General features: G+C 66.3%; 20 protein-coding genes and 3 tRNA genes. 6 read left to right on the top strand and 17 right to left on the bottom strand.

What is annotated here, in order from left to right; all coding sequences use genetic code 11:
• Window position 1: 1 nt before the first annotated feature.
• A complete protein-coding gene (locus AC6LJ9_RS12805; protein ID WP_212320257.1) occupies window positions 2-955 on the bottom strand; it encodes a Bug family tripartite tricarboxylate transporter substrate binding protein in 954 nt (317 codons plus the stop codon).
• Between the two features lie 66 nt (window positions 956-1,021).
• Window positions 1,022-1,888, bottom strand: a complete 867-nt coding sequence (locus AC6LJ9_RS12800) for an amidohydrolase family protein (RefSeq protein WP_498147876.1) — start codon at window positions 1,886-1,888, stop codon at window positions 1,022-1,024.
• Between the two features lie 135 nt (window positions 1,889-2,023).
• Here AC6LJ9_RS12800 and AC6LJ9_RS12795 point away from each other — a divergent pair, with 135 nt between their 5' ends.
• Window positions 2,024-2,950, top strand: coding sequence for a LysR substrate-binding domain-containing protein (locus tag AC6LJ9_RS12795; protein ID WP_498147840.1), 927 nt, complete (start codon window positions 2,024-2,026; stop codon window positions 2,948-2,950).
• A gap of 57 nt (window positions 2,951-3,007) precedes the next feature.
• Entirely contained in the window at window positions 3,008-4,333 is a 1,326-nt protein-coding gene (gene argG, locus AC6LJ9_RS12790; RefSeq protein WP_498147839.1) for an argininosuccinate synthase, read from the top strand.
• Window positions 4,334-4,543: 210 nt separating this feature from the next.
• On the opposite strand, the gene AC6LJ9_RS12785 is transcribed toward argG, so the two are convergent.
• The 13 genes from AC6LJ9_RS12785 to rnr all read right to left on the bottom strand — a co-directional run bounded on the left by AC6LJ9_RS12785 (window position 4,544) and on the right by rnr (window position 19,049).
• Window positions 4,544-5,891 (bottom strand): IS3 family transposase gene (locus AC6LJ9_RS12785; RefSeq protein WP_498147838.1). Its coding sequence is split into 2 segments (ribosomal slippage): window positions 4,544-5,441 and window positions 5,440-5,891, totalling 1,350 coding nucleotides; the frame shifts between segments, so codons are not numbered across the junction.
• Window positions 5,892-5,978: 87 nt separating this feature from the next.
• Window positions 5,979-7,907, bottom strand: coding sequence for a potassium transporter Kup (locus AC6LJ9_RS12780; protein WP_498147837.1), 1,929 nt, complete (start codon window positions 7,905-7,907; stop codon window positions 5,979-5,981).
• Window positions 7,904-9,022 (bottom strand): sensor histidine kinase, encoded by a 1,119-nt coding sequence (locus AC6LJ9_RS12775; protein WP_498147836.1) that lies wholly within the window; start codon window positions 9,020-9,022, stop codon window positions 7,904-7,906. The genes AC6LJ9_RS12780 and AC6LJ9_RS12775 overlap by 4 nt, the downstream gene beginning before the upstream one ends.
• 66 nt (window positions 9,023-9,088) lie before the next feature.
• Window positions 9,089-9,760, bottom strand: a complete 672-nt coding sequence (locus AC6LJ9_RS12770) for a response regulator transcription factor (protein ID WP_212315860.1) — start codon at window positions 9,758-9,760, stop codon at window positions 9,089-9,091.
• Between the two features lie 77 nt (window positions 9,761-9,837).
• The gene (locus AC6LJ9_RS12765) at window positions 9,838-10,314 is read right to left on the bottom strand and encodes an ExbD/TolR family protein (protein WP_212315859.1); all 477 of its coding nucleotides are present in this window, start codon (window positions 10,312-10,314) and stop codon (window positions 9,838-9,840) included.
• Complete coding sequence (locus AC6LJ9_RS12760; protein ID WP_212315857.1) at window positions 10,315-11,274, bottom strand: MotA/TolQ/ExbB proton channel family protein; 960 nt, start codon at window positions 11,272-11,274, stop codon at window positions 10,315-10,317.
• Window position 11,275: 1 nt separating this feature from the next.
• Window positions 11,276-12,067 carry an energy transducer TonB gene (locus AC6LJ9_RS12755; protein WP_498147835.1) on the bottom strand — a complete coding sequence of 264 codons (792 nt, stop codon included), beginning with the start codon at window positions 12,065-12,067 and terminating at the stop codon, window positions 11,276-11,278.
• A gap of 464 nt (window positions 12,068-12,531) precedes the next feature.
• Window positions 12,532-12,607 (bottom strand) — tRNA-Val (locus AC6LJ9_RS12750).
• Between the two features lie 157 nt (window positions 12,608-12,764).
• Complete coding sequence (locus tag AC6LJ9_RS12745; protein WP_003812968.1) at window positions 12,765-13,037, bottom strand: HU family DNA-binding protein; 273 nt, start codon at window positions 13,035-13,037, stop codon at window positions 12,765-12,767.
• Between the two features lie 360 nt (window positions 13,038-13,397).
• On the bottom strand, window positions 13,398-14,078 hold the full coding sequence (locus AC6LJ9_RS12740) for a Fe2+-dependent dioxygenase (protein ID WP_498147834.1): 681 nt from the start codon (window positions 14,076-14,078) through the stop codon (window positions 13,398-13,400).
• Window positions 14,079-14,149: 71 nt separating this feature from the next.
• Window positions 14,150-15,394, bottom strand: coding sequence for a cystathionine gamma-synthase family protein (locus AC6LJ9_RS12735; protein WP_212315850.1), 1,245 nt, complete (start codon window positions 15,392-15,394; stop codon window positions 14,150-14,152).
• A gap of 125 nt (window positions 15,395-15,519) precedes the next feature.
• A complete protein-coding gene (gene rlmB, locus AC6LJ9_RS12730; protein WP_212315841.1) occupies window positions 15,520-16,257 on the bottom strand; it encodes a 23S rRNA (guanosine(2251)-2'-O)-methyltransferase RlmB in 738 nt (245 codons plus the stop codon).
• 344 nt (window positions 16,258-16,601) lie between these two features.
• Window positions 16,602-19,049 (bottom strand): ribonuclease R, encoded by a 2,448-nt coding sequence (gene rnr / locus AC6LJ9_RS12725; protein ID WP_498147833.1) that lies wholly within the window; start codon window positions 19,047-19,049, stop codon window positions 16,602-16,604.
• A gap of 245 nt (window positions 19,050-19,294) precedes the next feature.
• On the opposite strand from rnr, the gene AC6LJ9_RS12720 reads away from it, so the two are divergent.
• Window positions 19,295-19,379: transfer RNA gene (locus AC6LJ9_RS12720), tRNA-Leu, on the top strand.
• A gap of 260 nt (window positions 19,380-19,639) precedes the next feature.
• Here AC6LJ9_RS12720 and AC6LJ9_RS12715 read toward each other — a convergent pair.
• Together AC6LJ9_RS12715 and AC6LJ9_RS12710 are read right to left on the bottom strand one after the other, a co-directional pair.
• A complete protein-coding gene (locus tag AC6LJ9_RS12715) occupies window positions 19,640-20,251 on the bottom strand; it encodes a tRNA-uridine aminocarboxypropyltransferase (protein WP_498147832.1) in 612 nt (203 codons plus the stop codon).
• 43 nt (window positions 20,252-20,294) lie between these two features.
• Complete coding sequence (locus AC6LJ9_RS12710; protein WP_498147831.1) at window positions 20,295-21,047, bottom strand: hypothetical protein; 753 nt, start codon at window positions 21,045-21,047, stop codon at window positions 20,295-20,297.
• Between the two features lie 126 nt (window positions 21,048-21,173).
• On the opposite strand from AC6LJ9_RS12710, the gene AC6LJ9_RS12705 reads away from it, so the two are divergent.
• The 3 genes from AC6LJ9_RS12705 (at window position 21,174) to AC6LJ9_RS12695 (ending at window position 22,238) form a co-directional block, all read left to right on the top strand.
• Window positions 21,174-21,626 carry a hypothetical protein gene (locus tag AC6LJ9_RS12705; protein ID WP_498147830.1) on the top strand — a complete coding sequence of 151 codons (453 nt, stop codon included), beginning with the start codon at window positions 21,174-21,176 and terminating at the stop codon, window positions 21,624-21,626.
• A gap of 13 nt (window positions 21,627-21,639) precedes the next feature.
• Window positions 21,640-21,948, top strand: a complete 309-nt coding sequence (locus AC6LJ9_RS12700) for a hypothetical protein (protein ID WP_498147829.1) — start codon at window positions 21,640-21,642, stop codon at window positions 21,946-21,948.
• Window positions 21,949-22,153: 205 nt separating this feature from the next.
• Window positions 22,154-22,238, top strand: a tRNA-Leu gene (locus AC6LJ9_RS12695).
• Window positions 22,239-22,483 lie beyond the last annotated feature (245 nt).

The raw sequence follows: 22,483 nt of genomic DNA, 5'->3' as shown, positions 1-22,483 counted from the left end.
CTCACTCCGGCCGGATGTTCTTGCGCTGGATCAGCGCGGTCCACTTGTCGCGGTCGGACGCGATCAGCGCCGCCAACTCCTGCGGCGAGCTGGGCGCGGCCTGGGCGCCGAACTTCTCCAGCCGCGCGCGCACGGCCTCGCTGCCCAGCGCGGCGCGCACCGCCTGGTTGAGCTTGTCCACGGTGGCCGCCGGGGTGGCGGCCGGCGCCACCAGCCCGTACCAGTTGTTGGACTCCACGCCGGCGATGCCCTGCTCGGCCAGCGTCTTGACGTCCGGCAGCAGCGGATGGCGCGACGGCGCGGCGATGCCCAGCGCCTTGAGCTTGCCGCCCTGGATATGCCCGATCAGGCCCGGCACGTCGCCGAAGAAGCCCGCCACCTGGTTGCCCATCACGTCGTTGATCACCGGCGCCGCGCCCTTGTAGGGCACGTGCATCACCTTGGCGCGGCTGGCGTCGGCGAACATCTCCAGCGTCAGGTGCGGAATGCTGCCGATGCCGGACGAGCCCACCGCCACCGGCTGCGAGTCGGCCTGAGAGCGTTTGACGAAATCGGCCGCGTCCGTGGCCGGGTTGGCTGGGTTGACCACGAACACGGTGGCGTTGTTGACCACGCGCGAGACCGGCGCGAAGTCGCGCGCCGGATCGTAGGGCAGGTCCTTGTACAGCGCCGGGCTGATGGACACGGCGCCGACGCTGGTCAGGAACAGCACCGAGCCGTCGGCGGGCGCCTTGGCCACGTAGGCCGCGGCGATGTTGCCATTGGCGCCGGCCTTGTTCTCCACGATCACCTGCTGCTTGAGCTCCTTGCCCAACTGCTCGGCCAGCACGCGGCCCACCAGGTCCACCGGGCCGCCCGGCGGAAAGGCGATGATCAGCCGCACGGGCGCCTCGGCGCGTGCCGCGCCGGCGGCGGCCAGCCCCAGCAGGGCGGCGCAGAATAGTTTCTTCAACATGCTTGTCTCCTTTGGAATCGAATAGGGTCGTCGCCGCGCGGCCCGGCGGGGCCCGCGGCGCTGGGCTCAGGGAAATCCGTACAGCCGCGCCGGGTTGTGGACCAGCACCTGGCGACGCGCATCGTCTTCCGGACAGGCCAGGAAGAAGGCATCGCACAGCTCGCCGTCGTCCGGCATGTCGCCGCGCACGTTCGGGTGTGGCCAGTCGGTGCCCCACAAGGTGCGCTCGGGCATGGCCTCCACCAGCGCCCGCACGAAGGGAATGCCCTCGGCGAACGGCCGCCGGCCCGCGCCGATGCGGTCCAGGCCCGACACCTTCACCCAGGCGCCCGGCAGGTCCGCCAGGCCCAGCAACGCGCGAAAGGCCGGCGCGTCCAGCCCGTCGGCGGCGCGCACCCGGCCCATGTGATCGATCACGAAGGGCAGCGGCAGCGCGCGCAGGCGCGGCAGCAGCCCGGGCAGCTGGGCGCCGTCCAGGTGCAGGCACAGGTGCCAGCCCAGCGGCGCGATCAGGCCGACCACATGGTCGAAGACGGCGGGATCCGGCGCGCCGCCCAGGTGGGGCACGAAGTTGAAACGGGCCGCGCGCACGCCGGCCTCGTGCAGCGCGCGCACCGAAGCAGGAGTGGCATCCGCGCCCAGCAGCGCCACGCCGCGATAGCGGCCCTCGCTGCGGGCCAGCGCGTCCAGCAGCGCGGCATGGTCGCCGCCGTGGCAATTGGCCTGCACCACCACCGCGCGGCGGATGCCCAGGTGCGCGTGCAGCGCGGCCAGCCGGGACTGCGGCGCGTCGGGCGGCGTGTAGGAACGGCCCTCGGCATACGGGAACACGTCGGCCGGCCCGAACACATGGCAATGGGTATCGCAGGCGCCCGGCGGCAGGGCGTAGCGGGGACGGGACGGAGACGCGAGCGGCGGACGGCAATCGGACACGGGATGATCCTGCGGGGAAAGCGCCATGGTCATGGATTGCGGCTTGCCGAACAATGCTATATCTTTCATTTCAGATATAGAAAATATAAATATCCCGGACTCTCGTCCCGGAGCCTCCCCCGCCCCGCCCATCTCATGGACCTCAAGCAGATCGAATATTTCCTGCGCGTCGCCGAGCGCCGCAGCTTCTCGCGCGCGGCCGAGATGCTGGACGTGGCCCAGCCCACCCTGAGCCGGCAGGTGCGCCTGCTGGAACAGGAACTGGGCCAGCATCTGCTGTACCGCAACGGCCGGGGCGTGGAGCCCACCGAGGCGGGCCTGCGCTTCGTGGAACATGCCCGCGCCCTGCTGGCCCTGGCCGAGCGCGCCCGGGAAGACCTGCGCAGCCTGCGCGAGACGCCCGCCGGCAAGGTGTCGGTGGGCCTGCCGCCGCGTATCGCCCGGGTGCTGACGCCGCCGCTGGTGCAGGCGTTCCGGCGCGGCTTCCCCGACGCCTCGATCGCCGTCGCCGAGGGCCTGAGCGCGCAGGTGCGCGAATGGCTGCTGGCCGGGCGCGTCGACCTGGCGCTGCTCTATGATCCGGCCCCCTCACCCCAACTGGCCTGCGAGTCGCTGTTCCGCGAAGACCTGGTGCTGGCCGCCGCCCCCGGCGCTCGGCCCGCGCTGCCCGCACGCGTCGCGGTCAAGGACCTGGGCGCCTATCCGCTGGTGCTGCCCAGCCCGCCCAACGCCATCCGCACGCTGGTCGACAGCATCTGCCGCGCCCAGGGCGTGCGCCTGCAGGTGGCGGCCGAGGTCGACGCGGTGCAGACCATCGTCGAGCTGGCCGCGCAGGGCGATGCCTGCGCAATCCTGCCACGCTCAGCCGCCCGGGGACCGGCGGCCGAGCACGCGCTGGCGCTGGCCGATATCGTCGCCCCCCGCATCGTCAACAACCTGGTGCTGGCGACCGCCCGCCACCGTCCCTCGACGCGGCTGGCCTCGGCCACCGCCGAACTGATCCGCGGGCTGGAACTGCGCGCCCTGTTCGCCCCCGGCAAAAGCGCTAAAATGCCCACTTAGATTTCTTGTTTGGCGGCTCGCTGCTGTCAAAGTCCCGTTGGCGTCTCACCTCAAACAATGACCACTATCCTCCCGAACCTTCCCACCGGCCAGAAGGTCGGCATCGCCTTCTCCGGCGGCCTGGACACCAGCGCCGCGCTGCTCTGGATGCGCAACAACGGCGCCATCCCCTACGCCTACACCGCGAACCTGGGCCAGCCCGATGAGGCCGACTACGACGAGATCCCGCGCAAGGCCCTGGCCTACGGCGCCAAGAACGCCCGCCTGATCGACTGCCGTCCGCAGCTGGTCGCCGAAGGCATCGCCGCGCTGCAATCGGGCGCCTTCCACATCTCGACCGCTGGCATCACCTACTTCAACACCACGCCCATCGGCCGCGCCGTCACCGGCACCATGCTGGTGGCCGCCATGAAGGAAGACGACGTCAACATCTGGGGCGACGGCAGCACCTTCAAGGGCAACGACATCGAGCGCTTCTACCGCTACGGCCTGCTGACCAACCCGGACCTGAAGATCTACAAGCCCTGGCTGGACCAGCGCTTCATCGACGAACTGGGCGGCCGTTCGGAAATGTCCGAATACATGCGCCAGGCCGGCTTCGACTACAAGATGTCCGCCGAAAAGGCCTACTCCACCGACTCCAACCTGCTCGGCGCCACGCACGAGGCCAAGGACCTGGAACACCTGAACTCCGGCATCCGCATCGTCAAGCCCATCATGGGCGTGGCGTTCTGGCGCGATGACGTGGCCGTCAAGGCCGAGGAAGTCACGGTGCGCTTCGAGGAAGGCCAGCCGGTCGCGCTGAACGGCGTGGAATACGCGGACCCGGTCGAGCTGATGCTCGAAGCCAACCGCATCGGCGGCCGCCACGGCCTGGGCATGAGCGACCAGATCGAGAACCGCATCATCGAGGCCAAGAGCCGCGGCATCTACGAAGCCCCGGGCATGGCGCTGCTGTTCATCGCCTACGAGCGCCTGGTCACCGGCATCCACAACGAAGACACCATCGAGCAGTACCGCGAAAACGGCCGCAAGCTGGGCCGCCTGCTGTACCAGGGCCGCTGGTTCGACCCGCAAGCCATCATGCTGCGCGAAACCGCCCAGCGCTGGGTGGCCCGCGCCGTCACCGGCGAAGTCACGCTGGAACTGCGCCGCGGCAACGACTACTCGCTGCTGAACACCGAATCGGCCAACCTGACCTACGCTCCCGAGCGCCTGTCGATGGAAAAGGTCGAGAACGCCCCGTTCACGCCGGCCGACCGCATCGGCCAGCTGACCATGCGCAACCTCGACATCACCGATACTCGCGCCAAGCTGTTCACATATGTGCAGACCGGCCTGCTGGCGTCGTCCGGCACGTCGATCCCTCAGCTGAAGGAGTAACCCCCCCCCGAAGCGCTACGCGCTTCCCCCCCAGGGGGGCGTCGCTGCGGACCGGCAAAGCCGGCTCCGCGCGACCTCGATGGGGCGTGCCTCGAATGTTGCACCTTGGAGTGGGTGCGTCGGATGAGGCGATTGATGGCGGGTGCGATAGCGGTTCAAGCAAAAGCCCCTCGGCTGAACTGACCCCAAGAAGTTGGACAGTTAAAGAAGCTAAGGGCTCAAGGCCTGAGTCCGGTATTGCACCGGGCTCAGGCCTTTTAGCTTGAGCTTGATGCGCTCGTGATTGTAATAGTGGATGAACTGCCGTATCCCCGCTTGTAGCTGCTCGATGCTGTCGAAGCGATGCAAGTGGAAGAATTCGGCTTTGAGGGTCCCGAAGAAGCTCTCCATGGCGGCATTGTCCAGGCAGTTGGCCTTGCGCGACATGCTTTGGATCACGCCGCGCTCGGCCAGCATGTGCACATAGGCCGGCTGCCGGTACTGCCAGCCCTGGTCCGAGTGCAGCATGGGTTTGTCGTTCGCGGCCAGGCGCTTGAAAGCTTTCTTGAGCATGGCGCTGACCAAGGCAAACACCGGACGCTTGCGCATCTCATAGGCCACGATCTCGCCGTTGTACAGATCCATCACCGGCGAGAGGTACAGCTTCTGGTCGTTGACCTTGAACTCGGTCACGTCCGTAACCCATTTCTGACACGGCGCCAGGGCATCGAACCGGCGCTCCAGCAGGTTCGGCGCCACGTGGCCGACCTCGCCCCGGTAAGACCTGTATTTCTTCACGCGCACCACGGACTTCAGCCCAAGCATCTGCATCAGCCGTTGGACTCTCTTGTGGTTGACGCACTGGCCGACCTGGCGCAGCTCGGCCGTGATGCGCCGATAGCCGTAGCGGCCCTTGTGACGCGCATAGACCTCACCAATCCTGGCCTTGAGCGCGGCGGCCTTGTCCGTCACGCCTTGTGCCTTCAGGTGATAGTAGAACGTGCTGCGCGACAAGCTCGCCGCTTGCAGCAGTAGCGCCAGCGGATGACGATGCCTTAATCCTTGGACCACTTGCGCTTTTTCACCAGCGCTTCGGTCCGCTCCGCCTGGATCAAGGCATCGAGTTTTTTAGGTAATCGAGCTCCGCCCGCAGATACGCCACTTCCTCGCGCAACTGCTCCTCTGTCATGTCCTGGGGTGCCAACTCGGGCGGGTGTTTATGTGGCATGGCCGGTCTACCTCGACGTCTGGGCTCCAACGCGCCCGTTCCACCCTCATCATACTGGCGCCGCCATTGACCAATGATGCCCGCACTGCGCAGGTTGTAGATCGCCACCGCCTGGCGGTCCGACAACCCATCCTGCTCGATACGCTGTAGCACCTCAATCTTGAACTGCGCCGTATAGCGCTTATGCTGCTTGCAAAGGCCCTTGCGACCATGCAACTGGTAGCTCGCCACCCAACGACGCAGCATCGAAACTTCTATGCCGCATGCCGACGCTACTCCTCGATAGCCCTCCGAGCCGGATAAATACCGCCGCACGCTTCTGAGCTTGAACGACTCGTCGTACTTCGTCATGAAAAACACCCCAAAGGTTGGATCGGTGTCCAACTTTTGGGGTGCGGTTCAGGCACGCCGAGGGGCTTTTTGTTTGGGCTGGCGCGGTTACAGCTCGACCTGCATGCCCATTTCCACGACGCGGTTGGCCGGGATCTTGAAGAACTTGGTGCTGCGGGTGGCGTTGCGCGCCATGAAGGAGAACACCACGCGGCGCCAGCGCCACAGCGCCGGTTTCTTGGCCGCGACCACGGTCTGGCGCGACAGGAAGTACGAGGTGCGCATCGGTTCCAGGTCGATTTCCGGATAGGCCTCGGCCACCTGGCGCAGGGTATCCGGTACGTCCGGATCCTCCTTGAAGCCGTAGTGCACCGTGGCCTGCCAGCTGGAGGCGCTGAGCTTGTTGACCGTGAAGCGCTCGTCCTCGGATACGTAGGGCACGTCCGCGACCAGGATGGTCAGGAACAGCACGTGGTCGTGCAGTACCTTGTTGTGCTTGAGGTTGTGCAGCAGCGCCGGCGGCACGTTGCCGGAGTTCATGGTCATGAAGATGGCCGTGCCGGGCACGCGCGACGGCGGGTATTCCTCCAGCTGCTCCATGAATTCCTTGAGCGGCTGGCGGTCGCGCTGCTGCATTTCGGACAGCAGGCGGCGGCCCCGGCGCCAGGTCATCATCAGCGTGAACACCACGATCGCCACCACCAGCGGCAGCCAGCCGCCTTCATGGATCTTGAAGACGTTGGCCGAGAACAGCAGCACGTCGAACAGCAGCAAGAGGCCCAGCGCCACCAGCCACAGCACGCGCTTGGCGCCGGTGCTGCCGCGCGGCAACACGGCGAAGGCCAGCACCGAGGTGGTCAGCATGGTGCCGGTCACGGCGAAACCGTAGGCGGCGGCCAGATTGTCGGAATTGCGGAACACCAGCACCAGCACCAGCACGGCGCACAGCAGCAGCGCGTTGACCTGGGGCAGGTAGATCTGGCCCTTCTCGACCGCCGAGGTGTGCAGGATCTGCATGCGCGGCCAGAAGCCCAGCTGCACGGCCTGGCGCGTGACCGAGTACGCGCCCGAGATCACCGCCTGCGACGCCACCACGGTGGCCACGGTGGCCAGCGCCACCAGCGGCGCCAGGCCCCAGTCGGGCGCCATCAGGAAGAAGGGATTGCGAATCGCCTCGGGATCGCGCAGCAGCAGCGCGCCCTGGCCGAAGTAGCACAGCGTCAGCGCCGGCATCACCATGCTGAACCAGGCGCGGCGGATGGCGGGGCGACCGAAGTGGCCCATGTCGGCGTACAGCGCCTCGGCGCCCGTCAGCGCCAGCACCACGGCGCCCAGCAGCACGAAGCTGATCCAGGGGAATTCAACGATGAAGCGCAGACCCCACATGGGATTGAGCGCGCTGAGCACTTCCGGCGTCTGCCAGACCTGCCAGCCGCCCAGCAGCGCCAGCGTGCCGAACCACAGCGCCATCACCGGGCCGAACAGCTTGCCCATCAGGCCGGTGCCGTGAGACTGGATCACGAACAGGCCCACCAGCACCAGCAGCGCCAGCGGCACGACCCACTCGTCGAGCTGGTGCGAAACGATGCCGATGCCCTCCAGCGCCGACAGCACTGAAATCGCCGGCGTGATCATGCTGTCGCCATAGAACAGCGCGGCGCCGAATATGCCCAGCACGATCAGCACCCAGCGCATCCGCCCTGCCCGACCGCGCACGGCCAGCTCCAGCAGCGCCAGCGTGCCGCCTTCGCCCCGATTGTCGGCGCGCAGCACCAGCATCACGTACTTGAACGACACCACCACCATCAGCATCCAGAACAGGATGGACAGCACGCCCAGCAGGTGCGCCGGCTCCAGGTCGGTATGCACGCTCAACCCGGTCAAGCAGGCCCGCAGGGTGTAAAGCGGGCTGGTGCCGATGTCGCCATACACCACGCCCAGCGCACCCAGGACGAGCGCTGCCTTGGACGATGGCGCATGCACCACGCCAGCCGGGCTGGAAGACGAGTTAGGAACGCGGACCGTGTCCTGGCTCATGATGTGGGTTCTTGCCGAGTGAGTTGGGCTCCCTTGCGGGGGCCGGGGAACACGACTGACAGCCGCGTTCCGGGAAAATCGGGGCGGCTGGTGAGCCGCCACCAGGCGCCGTGCGCATGCGCGATCTCGCGCACGATGGCCAGGCCCAGGCCCGAGCCGCCAGCCGTGGCCGTTGGTGAGCGATAGAAGGCCTCGAACACGCGGTCGCGCTCTTCGGGCGGAATGCCGGGGCCGTCATCCTCGACCGTCAGCGACGGCGGATTGGCGCCCACGATGAGCACGATGCGGCCGGTCTCGTTGCCGTAGCGCAGCGCGTTGTCGATCAGGTTGCCCAGCAGCTCGGCCAGCAGCAGCGGATCGGCGTCGATCCAGATCGGCGTGTCCGGCGCCACCAGGTCCAGCTCATGGCGCGCCTCGCGCGCCCGGGGAAACCACTCGGCCCCGTTCGACCGCACCCATTCGCACAGGTCGATGCGCACGAAGCTGTCTTGAGGCCGGGCATTGGGATCGGCGCGCGCCAGCACCAGCAGCTGCTGGCCCAGGCGGATCATGCGGTCGCTGACCGCCTTGATGCGCTCGGCGCGCGCGCGCACGTCGTCCGGCAGGGGCCGCGCCAGCATCAGCTCGGATTCCAGCCGCAGCCCGGACAAAGGCGTGCGCAACTGATGGGCCGCATGGCCGATGAAGCGCCGCTGCGCCGCCAGCGAGGCGTCCAGGCGCAGCAGCAGGTCGTTGGTGTGCGTGACCAGCGGCTCGATCTCGACCGGCACGCCGGCCACTTCCAGCGGCTGCATGTCGTCGATGGAACGCTGGCGGATCTCTTCGGACAGATGGTTCACCGAGCGCAGGCCCGAGCGCACGCCCTGCACCACCACCCAGGTGAACATCACGATCAGCACGATCTGCCCCAGCACCATCAGCCAGAGGAAATCCTCCAGCATCCACATCGACATCTCGATCTTGTGCGTGATGACCCAGGTGGCGATCAGGTCCAGCAGGACCAGCAGCAGGATGGGCGGCATCAGCCGGATGACCAGATGCCGGGCCAGGGAACGGGAAGGGAGCAGCGGGCGCGAGGCCGGAGCGGCGGCGGGAAGAATGCGTTCCTGCGTCATGGCCCGGGGCCCTCAGGGTAGGCGGGAGGATGGTCGCGGCCGGCGCGAGGCGGCCGCAATCGGCCGTCAGGCCGCTTCGACATCCAGCATATAGCCGAAACCGCGCACCGTCTGGATGCTGGCGCCGGTGCCTTCCAGGCGCTTGCGCAGGCGGTACACATAGACCTCGACGGCATTCTCGCTGAAATCGGCATCCCAGGCGGACAGCGAATTGACGATCTGCCGCTTGGTCACGACACGGCCCACGCGGGCCATCAGCATCTCCAGCACGGAAAGTTCGCGCACCGACAGCGCCAGGCGCTGGCCATTGGCCCGCACTTCCCGGCCGACGGTGTCGAAACTGAGCGGCCCGACCTCGATCAGCGGCTGGGCCTGTCCGGCGCGGCGGCGACCGAAGGCGCGCACGCGGGCGGCCAGCTCGGGCAGTTCAAAGGGCTTGGTGACGTAGTCGTCGGCGCCGGCATCCAGCCCGGCCACGCGATCTTCGATGCCGTCGCGGGCGGTCAGGATCAGCACGGGAACCTGGTTGCCGTCCTGGCGCAGCTGGCGCAGGACATCCAGGCCGCTCATGCCGGGCAGGTTGAGGTCGAGCAGCAGCAGGTCGTATGGCTGGCCGGCCAGCGCGCCGAGCACGCGGTCGCCTTCGGTCAGCCAGTCGACCGCATACCCCTGGTCGGCCAGGAATTCCTGGAGCGCGTGGCCCAGGGTGGTGTCGTCTTCGATTACCAGAACTCGCATGCCGGGATTCTAGCGCGATCCCGACGAAAACGGGGCGCCAGCGGCGCCCCGTGATCGGGATTCGTTCAATATCCGGCTCAGCGGGCGGGGGCTGGCGCGCCCCCCTGCTCCGCCGCGGCGCCCTGGCCATTGCCGCCGGTCGGCGGCGTGGTGACAAAACCAATGCGTGTCATGCCGGAACGGCGAGCCGAGGCCATGACCTTGGCCAGCGTCTCGTAGCGGGTGTTCTGGTCGGCGCGGATGCGGATCTCGGGCTGCGGCTTGTCGCCGGCCAGCGCCTTGAAGCGATTCGGCAGGTCGTCGATGTTGACCGGCTTCTCGTCCCAGAACAGCGCGCCGCTGGCGTCGATGGCCAGGTCCACGGTCTTGGGCTCTTCCTCGATCTGCTCGGCCGCCACCTGGGGCATGTTGATCTTGATCGAGTGCGCCAGCAGCGGCGCCGTGATGATGAAGATCACCAGCAGCACCAGCATGACGTCGATCAGGGGCACCATGTTGATCTCGGAGACGGTATTGGAGCCGCCTCCCTTGCCCTCGAAGCTGCCAAAGGCCATTTATTCGCTCCCGCGTTGGGCGCCGCCGTTCTGGCGGCGCAGGGCGCGCACCTTGCCGTCGGACAGCGCGACTTGCTGGCCAGTGGTCAGGAACGCGAACAGGTCGTGCGCGAAGGCGTCCAGGCGAGACAGGAACACGCGGTTGTTGCGCACGAAGGTGTTGTACGCCAGAACCGCCGGAATCGCCACCGCCAGGCCCAGGCCGGTCATGATCAGGGCCTCGCCCACCGGACCGGCGATGCGGTTGATGGTCACGCCGTCGGACAGGCCGATGCCCACCAGCGCGTGGTACACGCCCCAGACCGTGCCGAACAGGCCCACGAAGGGCGCGGTCGAACCGACCGAGGCCAGCACCGTCAGGCCGTTTTCCAGCTTGGCGGTTTCCTCGTCGATCACCTTGCGCATGGTGCGGGTGACGAACTCGGAACTGGAGCCGGACTCTTCCAGCTTGGTGGCGCCGAACTTGTTGTGGTGCGCCTGAGCGTGCATGGCGTGGCTGGCCAGGTGCGAGAAGGGATCGCGCGCGCCGTGGGTGACGATTTCGTTCTCGACCTGCTCCAGCGAGCTGGCGTTCCAGAACTTGTTCAGGAAGTCGCGCGAGCGCTTGCGCATGCTGACGTTGCTGGCGACCTTGACCAGGATCAGGTACCAGGTGACCAGCGACATCAGGATCAGGATGATGAACAGGCTCTTGCCGACGAAGTCGCTCTGCGCGACGAAATGCAGGAAGCCCATGTCCGGCGTGGCGACCGGCGGGGCCGAAGCGGCGGGCAGCGCGGCAGCGGCGCCGTGCAGCGCGTCGGCGGTCTGCTGGACGGCGCCGGCAGCCTGCTGCGCCACGCCGCCGGCTGCCGTGGCGGCTTGCTGGGCGGCGGGCGCCGCCGCACCGGCGGCAGCCGGCGCGGCCGGGCTGGTGGTCGCCTGCGCCACCAGCGTGGCGCTATGCATTGCGTTGGACATCTCAGTTCCTCATTACGAAATCGAAAGGAATTTTGGCTTTGGCGGCATAGGCCACGCCATTACGGGTATAGGGCTTGAAGCGGGCCTTGCGGATGGCGGTCAGCGCCGCCTCGTCCAGGCGCGGCGAGCCGGAAGAGGAATCGACGCGCGCGCTCACGACCAGGCCCTGGTTGTTGATTTCCACCAGCACCACCACCCGGCCTTCCTCGCGCATGCGGCGCGACGCCATAGGATAGTTGGCGGTCGGCTTGGCGCCCAGGTATTCGACGCTGGACACCAGCTCGGGCTGGTCGGGCGGCGGCCCCTGCTGCGGGCTTTGCGTGGCCTGGCTGCCTTCGGGCGTGCCGGTGGGCTGCGTGGGCGGCGTGTCAGGCTTGGGCTCCTGCTTGGGCGCTTCCTGCTTGGGCTGCGGCTTGGGCTTGGGTTTAGGCTTCGGCTTGGGCGCGGGCATCGGCGGCTTTTCGACCACCGGCTCGGGTTCGGGCTCGGGTTCCGGGTCCGGCTTGGTTTCCGGCTCGGGCTCGACCTGAGGCTCGGGCGGCGGCGGCTCGACGACGGGCTGCGGCACTTCCGGCGCGGGTTCCTCGGCCTTGGCGACCTGCGCCACCGGCGCCTCGATCACGCTCACCATGATGGTCTCGGGCTGTTCCAGCTTGGGAGCCTCGGGAGGCGCCATGAAAATGGCGCCGACGACGGCCGCATGCAAGGCAAGGACCACCAGGCCGGCGCCTGCGCGTAAACCGATGGAAGAGGACGGCGATGAAGCGTTCGAACCGTGTTGAAAACTAGGCATGAATCAGCCGGGGGCACATGGACTTATCTGGCCAGCCAGACCCGAATGACGCGCACCGCAAGGCGACGCCGGCTGACCGGTACAAGCCAAGCATCATAGCTTAAATGCGAATGATTCGCACGTCCTATTTCGTCTGATACTTAATCACATGCTTGATGCCGCGCATGGCGGCGCTTCGCGGCCTGTGCGCGCGAATGCAGCCCCACCTGCCCGCATCGTGATGCCGGAACACGCGGCATGAAATCAGGAATGCATGGAACGACGCCAGCGGACGATGCGACGCATGGAACGCGGATAGGGCGGACGCGGGCGCGATGGAACGGCAAAGGGATCGATCACATGGAACATCCATGCACATGAAACCTCCCGCCGGAACGATCCGCGAAAACGGCAACGACGACATGCCGCCCAAAACAAAAAACCCGCACCATCGATATGTGCGGGTTTTCAGTCTTGCGTGCTTCTGGTGGGTGCTACAGGGGTCGAACCTGTGACCTACGCCTTGTAAGGGCGCCGCTCTACCAACTGAGCTAAGCACCCGTCAGGTTGCCGGAATTTCCAACGCGCAGCCATTGCTGGACTACACATGAAAAGGCCGACGGGGTACTCAAAAGCAATACGCGGGCCGGAGTATACCGGACCGCGTATTTGTCGGCAAATCAGCTGGCGCCGTGGCCAGCCCGATCCGCCTCGTCAATTAGTTGACGGCGTCCTTCAGGGCCTTGCCGGGACGGAACTTCGGCACCTTGGCCTTCTTGATCTTGATGGTCTCGCCGGTGCGCGGGTTACGGCCGGTGCGCGCAGCGCGAGCCGACACGGCGAACGTGCCGAAGCCAACCAGGGTGACCGTGCCGCCCTTCTTCAGGGTGGTCTTGACGGCACCGATCAGGGCGTCGAGCGAACGGCCGGCGGCAGCCTTCGAGATATCGGCCTTGCTGGCGATGTGATCGATGAGTTCGGTTTTGTTCATTCAGATGTACCCCTCACAAGGTATGGAGTTTGCCGGAACCCGACTGCATGACGGCCACATTGGAACGGCACGCGTCTTGACGCGAACGTACCGGCAAACGACGAACAGACTAGTGGATAAACTTTTTCTTGCGCTGCAAAGCACAACTTTTAAACTGCTGCGCCGCTTGAAGTTGGACGGCAAAAAAGCCGTCGAACCCCCAGCGACGCAGACGTGTATTAGGCCTTGGCCCTGGGCGACTGTCAAGCGAAAACCTCACCACAACCCGCGCCAATACTAGCTTTTAGCCGCTTTCGCAATAAACAAAAACACGCATTTCGGGGTTTGCGCGACAGCGCTCTCGCGCCTCGCGCGCCGCGCTCAGACGTCGACCCAGCGACGCAGCAAATTGTGATAGATGCCCGTCAGCTGCACGATGGACGGATGGCCCGCGGCGTCCTGGTTCAGGCGCTGTATGGCCACGTCCATGTCCAGCAGCAGCGCGCGCTGACTGTCTTCGCGCACCAGGCTCTGCATCCAGAAGAACGAGCTGACGCGCGCGCCGCGCGTGACGGGGTTCACTTTGTGAAGACTGGTGCCGGGATATAGCACCATGTGTCCGGCCGGCAGCTTGACCGCGCGCGGGCCATAGGTGTCATCGATCACCAGCTCGCCGCCGTCGTAGGAATCGGGCTCGGAGAAGAACAGCGTGGCCGACAGGTCGGTGCGCACGCGCTCGGATCCGCCGGACAGCGCGCGCACCGCGTTGTCGACGTGATAGCCGAAGGCCTCGCCGCCCTCGTAGCGGTTGAACAGCGGCGGAAAGATCTTGCGCGGCAGCGCGGCCGACATGAACAGGTTGTTGGCGCTCAGCCGCTGCAGGATCAGGTTGCCCAGCTCCTGGGCCAGCGGATGCTGCTCGGGCAGCTGGCGGTTGCGCTTGACCTCGGCGGACTGGTAGCCCGCGGTCACCTTGCCGTCCACCCACTCGGCCGCGTCCAGGCGGCGGCGGATCTCAAGGGCCTCCTCGGGCGTGAAGACATCGGCGATCTGTATCAGCATGGGTCTGGCCTTGGTTCTTTCTACACGTGCGCGGGCGCGCGCCGGACGGACCGGCGCCGTGGATGCCCGAATTATCCTTGCAGGCAGCCGTTGAGCGCCTGATCGAAGTCAAACAGCAGGTCGCCCTCGTCCTCGATGCCCACCGACACGCGGATCAGGCTGTCCGCGATGCCCATCTGCTGGCGCCGCTCGGCGCCCATTTCGTAATAGATGGTGTGGGCGGCGGGCAGCGCCAGGCTGCGCGTGTCGCCCAGGTGCGTGGCCATCAGCACGATGCGCAGGCGGTTCAGGAAATCGAAGCAGTCCACGCCATCGGCCAGCTCCACGCCCAGCAGGCCGCCGAAGCGCGAGCCGAACAGCGCCGCGGCGCGCGCGTGCTGCGGATGGCTTTCCAGGCCGGGATAATGCACCTTGGCCACGCCGCGGTGCGATTCCAGGAAACGCGCCAGCGCCAGCGCGTTCGAACAATGCTTGGCCATGCGCAGCGCCAGCGTCTCGGCGCCAACCGCGATGCGGTGCGCCGGCTCGGCCGCCAGCGTGCCGCCCATGTCGCGCAGGCCCTTCTTCTTGATCTGCGTCAGCCCCCAGCCGGTGGCCGCCCCCTTGCGGTAGGCCTCGTAGATGTTGTCGTAGCCGCTCCAGTCGTACAGCCCGGTGTCGGTGACCGCGCCGCCCAGCGCGTTGCCGTGGCCGCCGATGTACTTGGACAGCGAGTTCATGACCAGCGAGGCGCCCACCGACGACGGCCGGAACATCCACGGCGAGGTCAGCGTATTGTCCACCACATAGACCAGGCCGCGCTCGCGGCAGATCTCGCCGATCACCGCCAGGTCGGCCACCTGCGTGCCGGGGTTGGCGATGGTCTCGGTGAACACCATGCGGGTATTCGGCCGGATCGCCTCGCGCACCTGGGCCGAATCGGTCGCGTCCACGAAGGTGATTTCAACCCCCAGTTCCAGCAGCGTGCCCAGCAGGCTGTTGGTGTTGCCGAACACGTACTGGCTGGACACCAGATGGTCGCCCCGGCGCAGCAGCGTGGTGAAGATCGCGGACAGCGCCGCCATGCCCGTCGAGAAGCTGACCGAACTCTTGCCGCCCTCCATTTGCGTGATCTTGGCTTCCAGCGCCGTGGTCGTGGGCGTGCCCTGGCGCGCGTAGGTGAAGCCGGCCTTGCCCTGGAACACGGCGGCCAGTTCGCGCGCGTCTTCGTAGGCGAACTCGGACGACGGATGCATGGGCTTGTGCACCGCTCCGTGCTCGACGGATTGATGGCGGTCGGAGTGCAGGATGGTGGTGGTGAAGCCGTTCTGGCGCATGATGGACGATCAGTTCTGGTGGACGGAAACCCGGGGCCGCCGCGCATCGCGGCGAAATCCCGCCGGGGCCCGCGAGCCCCGGCGGCATGAATACAGCAAGGAAACTGCGTGAAGACTGCGAAAAATCAGGCTTGCCGCTGGCGCACGGTCTCGTACAGGCAGACGGCGCTGGCCACGCTGACGTTCAGGCTTTCCACCGAACCCAGCATGGGAATGTTGACGAGCTGGTCGCAGGTCTCGCGGGTCAGGCGGCGCATGCCCTCGCCTTCCGCCCCCATGACCCAGGCCATGGGCTGACGCGCGTCGATCTGGTGCATGCTGTCGCTGGCCTGGTCGTCGGTGCCGACCAGCCACACGCCGCGGTCCTTCAGGCTGCGCATGGTGCGCGCCAGGTTGGTGACCATCAGGTAGGGCACGGTGTCGGCTGCGCCGCAGGCCACACGCTGCACGGTGCTGTTCAGGCCCACCGCGCGATCACGCGGCGCGATCACCGCGTGCACGCCGGCCGCGTCGGCCGTGCGCAGGCAGGCACCCAGGTTGTGCGGATCGGTCACGCCGTCCAGGATCAGCAGCAGCGGCGGCCCTTCGATTACGTCGAGCACTTCATCGACGTCCACCGCCAGCTGGCGCTCTTCGGCCAGCGCCACCACGCCCTGGTGGCGGGTGCCGCGCGCCAGACCGTCCAGGCGCTCCATGCCGACCGGATGCAGGCGGCAGCCGGCGCGCTCGGCCTGCTCGATGAACGTCTGCATGCGCTTGTCGCGGCGCGACGCTTCTACGTAGATTTCCTTGATCGAATCGGGCGCGTGGCGCAGCCGCGCGACCACCGCGTGAAACCCGGCCAGGACTTGGGTCGACGCCATAACTATGCAATACCTTTAGAAAAACGAATACCCGCCCCACATCGGGACGGGCCGCCGGACAGCGCCGGCCATAGCCGCAATGTTACCCCTTAAGGGGCGGCGGCCAACGACTGTCTCGCAATAATGGGACACGCGCCCAAGATCGCCGTGAATGCCCTCGCCACACGAAACGCCTCGTTTCCGCCAGAAACCACCCAGCGCCAAGGCAAGAAGACAAGTGCCACGCCCCCCCCTGCGCGCCGCCCCAATCGGGGCCGCACGGAGCCGGCTTTGCCGGTCCGTCGCGGCGCCCCTTGAGGGGGGCCCGCCTAGGGGGAGGCGCGCAGCGCCTCGGGGTGGGCCTCCTACCTTTTTGGCTTTTTCGCCGCCGCGTGCTTGGCGGGCCGGCCGGCCTTCTTGGCCTCGGCGCGGCGTACCTTGGCGGTCTGGCCCTTCAGGGCCGCCGGCTTGGGCGCCGCCGCCTTCTTGACGCGGCGCGAGCCGTCGTCCGGACCGCGCGCCGACGCCTTGCGCAAGGCGTCGAAGCTGGTGCCCTGAACCAGGCGGAACTCGATGCGGCGCGCTTCCAGATCCACGCGCGACACCTGCACCTGCACCTTGTCGGTCAGGCGGTAGCGCATGCCGGTGCGTTCGCCGCGCAGCTCATGCAGCGCGTCGTTGAACTGGAAGTACTCGCCGCCCAGTTCCGACACATGCACCAGCCCTTCGACATGCAGCGTATCCAGCGTGACGAAGATGCCGAAGCTGGCCACGCCCGTGACCGTGCCGCTGAAGTCCTCGCCCACGCGCTCCTTGACGAACCAGCACTTGAGCCAGGCCTCGACGTCGCGCGAGGCTTCGTCGGCGCGCCGCTCGCAGGCCGACAGCATCAGGCCCAGTTTTTCCCAGATGGCGTGCTCGTGCTCGCGCTGGGTGCGGCCGATGACCACCGCGTGCTCGTCCAGGCTGGGCACATAACGCTGGCCGGCCAGCAGCGCCTTGATGACGCGATGCGTCAGCAGGTCGGGATAACGGCGGATCGGCGACGTGAAGTGGCTGTAGCCGGGATAGGCCAGGCCGAAGTGGCCGAGATTGTCCGGGCTGTAGATGGCCTGCTGCATGGAGCGCAGGCACATGGTCTGCAGCAGCTGGTAATCGGGGCGGCCGCGCACGCTGTCCAGGAAGTCGCCGTAGTCCTTGGCCGTGGGCGTCTCGCCCCCGCCCAGCGTCGACAGGCCCATGGTGCGCAGGAACTCGCGCAGCGATTGCAGGCGTTCCGGCGTCGGGCCTTCGTGGATGCGATACAGGCCGGGATGCTTGCTGCGCGTCATGAAGTCGGCCGCGCAGGTGTTGGCGGCCAGCATGCACTCTTCGATCAGCTTGTGCGCGTCGTTGCGCACCGACGGCGCGATCTGCTCGATGCGGCCCAGCTCGTTGCAGACGATCTTGGTCTCGACCGTGTCGAAATCGATGGCGCCGCGTTTCTTGCGGCCCTGCGCCAGCAGCTGGTACAGCTCGTACAGGTGCTGCACCTGGGGCATGACCGAGCGCATGGCATGCGCGGCCGGTCCGCCGGGCTGCTGTAGCGCGGCCCAGATGTTGGTGTAGGTGGTGCGGGCATGCGAGTACATGACCGCGTTGTAGAACTGGTAGGCCGTGACCGTGCCAGCCTTGGCGCCGCTGGCCGGGATGACCATGTCGCAGACCAGCACCAGGCGGTCCACCTCGGGGTTCAGCGAGCACAGGCCGTTGGACAGCGACTCCGGCAGCATCGGGATGACCCGGCGCGGGAAATAGACGCTGGTGCCGCGCTCGACGGCGTCGTCGTCCAGCGCGTCGCCGGGCCGCACGTAGTGGCTGACGTCGGCGATCGCCACCAGCAGGCGCCAGCCCGGACGCTTGCGCTGGCCCGTGCCCAGTTCCACCGGCTCACAGTAGACGGCGTCGTCGAAGTCGCGGGCGTCCTCGCCGTCGATGGTGATCAGCGGCACGTCGCGCAGGTCGACGCGGTCCTTCAGGTCGCCCTTGCGGACCACGTCGGGCAGGCGCGCGGCCTGCTTGCGGGCGGCTTCGGAGAATTCCACCGGCACGTCGAACTTGCGCACCGCGATCTCGATCTCCATGCCGGGATCGTCGATCTCGCCCAGCACCTCGGACACACGGCCCAGCGGCTGCGTGTGGCGGGTGGGCTGCGCCATGATCTCGACCGACACCACCTGCCCGTGCTGGGCGCCGTTGGTGTCGCTGGGCGGGATCAGGATGTCGTGCTTGATGCGCTGGTCTTCAGGCACCACGATGGACAGGCCGTGCTCATGCAGGAAGCGACCGACCAGCTTGTTGGTGCGGCGCTCGATGACCTCGACGATGGTGCCTTCGGGCTTGCCGCGATACTCGCCGCCCGGCTTGACCAGCACGCGGTCGCCATGCAGCACCTTGAGCATCTCGCGCGGCGACAGGAACAGGTCCGGGCCGCCGTCGTCGCGCAGCAGGAAGCCGAAACCGTCGCGGTGGCCCAGCACCTTGCCGGCCACGAAGTCCAGCTTGGTGGCCAGCAACAGCACGCCCTTGCGGTTAGGCATCAGTTGGCCATCGCGTTCCATGGCGGCAAGGCGGCGCTCGAAGCCGACCATGGTCGCCTCGCGCTCGACGCCCATGCGCTCGGCCAGCTCGGCCGGCGACAAGGGCGCTCCCGCGCCGCGCAACGCCTTCAATATGGCTTCGCGAGACGGAACATCAGGATCGAAGTCGGGAGGCGCTTCGGGCAAGGGGGTTGATCTGTTGTTATTCGAGTCGTTATTCGATCGTTTTGCCAAAGCTAAAATTTCCGTATATAATGCGCAGCTTCTGTGGTTCGCCCAAGGCTGAACACTGAAAGCGAAAGAGAAGGGCCGGTGAAGTTTGCAAGCTGTGTTTCAAAAACCAGATTGTAAGACCAACCGAAAAAATAGTGTGATCGCGGCACTACCAAAGTTTGAATCAGCATTTGAACCAACAAGACTGTAGTCTTGGCTGAATTGAACGGCAGCGTATCACAAAGTCCTGACATCTCTTATTCAGTGCCCAGGTGGCGGAATTGGTAGACGCGCATGGTTCAGGTCCATGTGCCGCAAGGTGTGGAGGTTCGAGTCCTCTCCTGGGCACCACGGAATTCTACTCAGCACGAATTCATTTCGTTCTGAAAATAAAAGGCTCAAAGCCCCGGAAATCGCAAGATTCCGGGGCTTTTGCTTTGCACCCCGATGTTCGGACGATGCCGGACGGGCGCCCTCCCCGCGATACACATCCTCCCCGCGATACACATCCTCCCCGCGATACACATCCTCCCCGCGATATACGCCCTTCCCACGTTGTGCGCCCTTCCCCACGGCCCACAGGCACAAAGTGCGCCGTTGCCGCCAAGACGCTAGCGTCGCGGCTTGCGCATCAAGTGATGCCGCGCATACAGATGCTCTCCCATGCCCTCGATCTGCAGGTCGATCATGCGTTCAAAGGGATCGAGCAGCGCGTCGAAACTCGCCGGCGCCTCGATCGCGTTGAGCGCATGCACGATGGCCTCGATGGATGACAGGGCGCCATCGATATCGGCATGACGCACCCGGTAGCGCGACGCCAGGCCCTCTTGCAGCATGACGCGAGGCAGCGCGGCCAGCTCGGGATTCAGGCGCACCAGCTTGCGCGCATGCGTCCAGGTGCCATCGGGCACGATCAGCTGGATGGGCTGCGCCAGCTCGCCGCCGTCCATCCCCTGCCCCAGCACTCGCGCCCCCGGACCGGGAAACAGCAGGTGCGGCGCGTAGCCAGGCGCCATCCAGTCCTGCGGCGTGTAGCGCTCCCCCACCAGCAGGCGCGCGCCGGCCAGCCCCAGCACGGCCAGCCGGGCCGTGTTCAGCGGATGGCGCGCCTCGCTCGGGTGTTGCAGCACCACGACGCGGGTGCGCGGCGCGAGCGCCGGGATCGACGCGCACAGGCAATGGGATTCGGGGCGCTTGCAGCGCAGGCAGACGGAGCGGAACATGGCCGACACTATATAGATAGCCGCCCGGATAGCCGCCCGCCCGTCACGGACGCGCCTCGACCAGCGTCGCCAGCCCAGGGCGCTCGGACACGGCCAGATATCGCAGCAGGCAGGAACGGATCAATTCCGCATCATCGACGGCAGCACTCTCGGCCAGGATCTTGTCGACCACGGCCGCCCCCGCCGCCTCGTCCTGCAGCGCCAGGAAAACGAATGACCAGAACCACAGGCACGTCGCCATCGGCAGGTCCTCGCGCAGCCGCATGCCGAGCAGGACTTTCCGGACACGGGCAAGCCGCGCCCCATCCTGTGCAAGCGCCACGAACTTTGCACGCTTCTTCAGCATTCCCGGCACATGCCAGAACGAGTCCGCGTAACGCCAGAACGCCAGATGCCCGATATAGGACGCCAGGGTGGCCGGCGGTTCGTCCGGCAACGCGCCCCGATCATCCTGGCCAAAAAGAAACAAGCCCCGGGCGCGCGGCAGCGTACACGCCGGATAGCCCTCGGACAGCAGCGGCAACACGCGCGCATGGGCCGCGCGGAGCAGTTCGAACTCGCCTTCCGTCTTGATCGACGGGCATACGTCCCCCCTGAGCAGGTGGAAATACAGCTCGATCCGATCTTCCTCGGACAACAGCCTGGGCGCGCGGACGATGAGCGGCGTGATCAGGTGATGGTTGTCGGGGTAGAACGCGCCTCGCTCGCCACGCCGAAGCGCCGAGGATTCGTCCTCGATGAATTGCAGGAGAAGATTCCCAGGAGAGCTTGTCATGGCGTTGATGTAGAGTTCCACGGGTTGACGCCGGCCAACCAGGAACCAGGCCAGATGGCCCCGCGGCGCGGATGGGCTTGCCCACCGGCCGCCAAGGTACCACATGCCCCTCCCTGCATGACGCCCCCCACTCCCGACGAGGCAGACATGACCATTGCATTGCCCAAGCTCATCGCGATTGATTACGACGGCTACCATGCCGACCTGGTCGGCAAGACATCGGACGGCCGGCAGTTCTTCATCACGACGCCATTCGAGGCCCGGCAGCCAGGAAACGAATTCGTCGCGCTGTTCCTGTTCGACCCGGCGGGCCAATTCCTGGAGGCGTTCATCGACGAGTTCGGCCCCCGCGCCACGATGGACCATGACGCCAGGGATGCCATGATCCAGCAGAGGGTGGACCAGCTTGGGGAGTTTTCCCTGGAGCGGATCGAGATCGCGCCGTTCCAGGTGGAAAGATTCGGCACGCAATTCGGGCTGATACCGAATGAGCGCGAAGAAGACGAGGACGAAGACGACTACAGGCTGACCATCAGCCTGATGCCGGGCGACTACATGGCATTCAGCGAGCCCTGGGATAGCGGGGACTACGACACGTGAAGGCGGCGCAACGATGGGCTACGAACTGGAACTGAGAGTCAGCCCGGGCTTGTCCAGCCTGGCCGATCACCTGGCCCCGCTGCTGCGCGGGCCGGAGAGCATCACGGCGTCGGGCCTTGCCAATCCGGATGGCAAGCAATACTGCTCGATCGGCGCCGGGGAAAGCGATGCGCCCGGCTGGCCACATTGCTGCGAGTTTGTCCTGGAAGATCCGGGGCGGGTGTATGTGCTCGCGCATCTGCGCGCCCATCTGGACATCGCCGAGCGCCTCGCCGCGCACTTGCAGGTCAATGGCTATTGCGTCGAGGTTTTCGAACCATGAAAGCGGCTGGCGCCTCATCGAGACTGACCGTCCCTGGCGGTTGACGGCCGCCCCACCCTCCCTTGAATGGGTCCTCGGCCAAGAATTTTTAAAAAAAGCGCCAGATGACTTGCACACTTCAAAAAAAGTATGCATAATCTCATTCCTCTGCTGCTGAACAAGAAACGCAACGCGAAAGCGGAAACGTAGCAAGTGAAGCGACAGCGCCCAGGTGGCGGAATTGGTAGACGCGCATGGTTCAGGTCCATGTGCCGCAAGGTGTGGAGGTTCGAGTCCTCTCCTGGGCACCAATTACTACATCACGAATTACCTGCGTGATGCGCCAAAAAACCCCGCATGTGAAAACATGTGGGGTTTTTTCTTTGCCGCGACCGAAACCGCATCCGCTTCAGCCCCCCTGGCATCTTGCCCCTGGCATCTTGCCCCTGGCATCTTGCCCCTGGCATCTTGCCCCTGGCATCTTGCCCCTGGCATCTTGCCCCTGGCATCTTGCCCCTGGCATCTTGCCCCTGGCATCTTGCCCCTGGCATCTTGC

Source organism: Achromobacter sp. 1011811831, from assembly GCF_059760905.1.
This window is presented reverse-complemented; position numbering and strand designations above follow the sequence as displayed.